This window comes from Pseudomonas sp. NBRC 111143 (assembly GCF_001320965.1).
In the GTDB taxonomy this organism is placed as follows: Bacteria; Pseudomonadota; Gammaproteobacteria; order Pseudomonadales; family Pseudomonadaceae; genus Aquipseudomonas; species Aquipseudomonas machongensis.
This window is the reverse complement of the sequence record NZ_BCBT01000100.1, coordinates 1-3324: the sequence shown is the minus strand read 5'-3', so window position 1 is coordinate 3324 and position 3324 is coordinate 1. Positions and strand designations below refer to the sequence as shown.

Annotated in this window: 3 protein-coding genes and 1 riboswitch; all 3 genes read left to right on the top strand. The window is 64.8% G+C overall.

The window, feature by feature from the left end:
* Window positions 1-199: 199 nt before the first annotated feature.
* Entirely contained in the window at window positions 200-1159 is a 960-nt protein-coding gene (locus APH44_RS28645) for a 2-hydroxyacid dehydrogenase (protein WP_054895646.1), read from the top strand.
* A gap of 304 nt (window positions 1160-1463) precedes the next feature.
* The gene (locus APH44_RS28640; RefSeq protein ID WP_054895645.1) at window positions 1464-2462 is read left to right on the top strand and encodes a class I SAM-dependent methyltransferase; all 999 of its coding nucleotides are present in this window, start codon (window positions 1464-1466) and stop codon (window positions 2460-2462) included.
* A gap of 41 nt (window positions 2463-2503) precedes the next feature.
* Window positions 2504-2626, top strand: a riboswitch (yybP-ykoY riboswitch).
* Window positions 2627-2713: 87 nt separating this feature from the next.
* Window positions 2714-3301: a TMEM165/GDT1 family protein gene (locus APH44_RS28635; RefSeq protein WP_054895644.1), complete on the top strand. Its 588-nt coding sequence runs from the start codon at window positions 2714-2716 to the stop codon at window positions 3299-3301.
* Window positions 3302-3324: the final 23 nt, after the last annotated feature.

Genomic DNA, 3324 nt, shown 5'->3' with positions numbered 1-3324 from the left:
GCATGGGTATCCCTTTTCTGAAAAGCGTGCCGGATATTCAAGGATTTACTGTAGATCGGTGACGCGGCGGTCAAATCAGCCGAAGGAATGATTTGGCGTCGCAAAGTATGAGTGGCAATGTGCGAACAGGGCGTTACAGCGCCGCAGAATCCGGAGCCGATGCGCTCCCCACCTCTGGCCTTTGCCGACGGAGCCGCCAATGTCGCGTCATGCAGTTTTTCTCGACCATCACTCCCTTGACCTGGGAGATCTCGACCTTTCTGCGCTCGAACAGCAGTTCGACAGGCTGCAAATACATGCCGCAAGCGCTCCGAAACAGGTCAGCGAACGTCTGAAGGACGCCAGCGTGGTGATCAGCAACAAGGTGATGCTCGATGCTGCGGCGCTTGCGGCCAATCCACAAGTGAAACTGATCCTGGTGGCCGCCACCGGCACCAACAACGTCGACCTCGCCGCCGCCCGCGCTCAGGGCGTTACCGTGTGCAACTGCCAGGGCTACGGCACACCTTCGGTGGCGCAGCACACACTGGCGCTGCTGCTGGCCCTGGCCACCCGTCTGTGCGACTACCAGCAGGCGGTAAAGGACGGCGCATGGGCCAAGGCCAGTCAGTTCTGCCTGCTGGACTTCCCCATCGTCGAGCTGGAAGGCAAGACCCTGGGCCTGCTGGGGCACGGCGAGCTGGGCGGCGCGGTGGCGCGCCTGGCCGAGGCGTTCGGCATGCGTGTGCTGAGCGGGCAGATCCCTGGACGACCGGCGCGCGCCGACCGCCTGGCGCTGGATGAACTGCTGCCGCAAGTCGATGCCCTGACCCTGCACTGCCCGCTGAACGAGCAGACCCGCCACATGATCGGCGCCCGCGAACTGGCCTTGCTCAAGCCGGGCGCCCTTGTGGTGAACACCGCCCGCGGCGGCCTGATCGATGAACAGGCGCTGGCCGATGCCTTGCGCAGCGGTCACCTGGGCGGTGCGGCGACCGATGTGCTGAGCGTCGAGCCGCCGGTAAACGGCAATCCGCTGCTGGCGGCAGACATCCCGCGCCTGATCATCACCCCGCACAGCGCCTGGGGTGCGGTGGAGTCGCGCCAGCGTATCATCGGGCAACTGGCCGAAAACGCCCAGGCGTTCTTCGCCGGTCAGCCACGGCGGGTGGTGGCCTGAAGCGCAAACCCACTCGGTCGCCACTGCCAGCCCGTACACGGTCCTCAGCACGGGTGCGGTACCTGTAGGAGCGGGCTTGCCCGCGAAAAAGGCACCGCGTTGCCTGGCACGGGCTACGCCCGTGTTCGCGGGCAAGTCGCAGCGGCGAACCGCCGCCCCCACAGATTTTGAGCAAGACAGTGGCTCCCACGGGGGATTGGGCTGGCCTTTAGATCTTGAACAAGACAGTTGCTCCTGCAGCGACCACGCCGCGTCCCGGTACGCCAAGTGATACACTTCGCGCTTTTTCAGGAGGCGTCCGCCGATGGACCCGCGCAGTGAAGTGTTGCTCCGCCAGGCGGACCTGTTCCAGGGCCCGCTGCTGATCGCCGGCGCCGCCGCCGATGGCCTGCTCGCGCAACTGCCGCACGCGCACGCCTGGACCTGGCACGCCGGTGATCAGGCGCTGCTGGAGCAGCGTTTCACTGGCCGCAGCCACTACGGCGTGGAGGTGCCACAGGTTCCGTTCGACGCGGCGGTACTGTTCCTGCCCAAGTCCCGTGACCTTGCCGCTTACCTGCTCAACGCCCTGGCCTCGCGCCTGGGCGGGCGCGAGCTGTATCTGGTCGGCGAGAAACGTGGCGGAATCGAGGGCGCGGCCAAGCAACTGCAGGCCTTCGGCAAACCGCGCAAGCTCGACAGCGCCCGGCACTGCCAGCTGTGGCAGGTGACCGTGGACAATGCGCCCGAGGCCAAGCCCCTGGAGAGCCTGGCGGAGCGCTTCGAGCTGGCGCTCGAGGATGGCCCGCTGCAGGTGGTCAGCCTCCCGGGCGTGTTCAGCCACGGCCGCCTGGATCGCGGCACCGCGCTGCTGCTGCAGCATCTGGAGCAACTGCCGGTCGGCCATGTGCTGGACTTTGGCTGTGGCGCGGGCGTACTCGGCGCGACCATCAAGCGACGTTATCCACAAAGCAACGTCACCCTGCTCGATGTCGATGCCTTCGCCGTGGCCGCCAGTCGACTGACCCTGGCTGCAAATGGTCTGCAAGGCGAGGTGATCAGCGGTGATGGCATTGATGCAGCACCCGATAATCTCACCGTGATCCTGAGCAATCCCCCGTTCCATACCGGGGTGCACACCGACTATCAGGCGGCGGAAAACCTGCTGAGAAAAAGCAGCAAAATTCTGCAAAAAGGCGGCGAAATACGCTTGGTTGCCAATAGTTTCCTGCGCTATCAACCCCTGCTCCAGGAGGCCTTGGGCAACTGCGAAATCCGCGCCGAAGCGGATGGCTTCCGGATCTACAGGGCAACACGCGGTTAAAAAATTAACGCTTGCCCAAACCGTTTCGGCTAGGCAGAATCCGCTCCGTCCTAGGGGAGTAGTCTCCCGCAAGCACCCTCTGCTTGCCCGGTACGCGTCAACACACTTGGCCCACAGGCCATGGCGCGTGCGACCTCACGGCTCACACAGATGAGCCCGGGGTTTGACAAGACCTATGACACGCACACCTTACCCGGGGCGGGGAGGTTGTACGTGTCATAGCCGTGTCGACCCGCCCCGTAGGAAGCCTGATGCTCGAATCCCTGCTCGTTCCCACCGCCATCGTTGCGCTCGCCGAAATCGGCGACAAGACGCAATTGCTCGCGCTCATTCTCGCGGCGCGCTTTCGCAAGCCGTGGCCGATCATCGCCGGCATCGTCGCCGCCACCCTCGCCAACCATGCGGCCGCCGGCGCCGTGGGGGCCTGGGTCAGCGGGTTCTTCACCGAAAGCGTGCTGCACTGGATCCTGGCTGCGAGCTTCACCGCCACCGCCCTGTGGACCCTGGTCCCGGACAAGATGGACGATGACGAAACCAGCAATGCACGCCGCTTCGGCCCGTTCCTGACCACGTTGATCGCGTTCTTCCTGGCGGAGATCGGTGACAAGACCCAGGTCGCCACGGTGATGCTGGCCGCACAGTACCCGCACCTGATCATGGTCATCATCGGCACTACGCTGGGCATGTTGATCGCCAACGTACCGGTGGTACTGGCGGGCAACTTCGCGGCCGACAAACTGCCGCTGGCGTTGATCCGTCGACTGGCGGCGGCAGCGTTCTTCGTGCTCGCGGCGGTCGCGGTGTATTCGGCGATGAAGACCAGCGGGTGGATTGGCTAGGGCAACGAAGACAGGGCGGGACC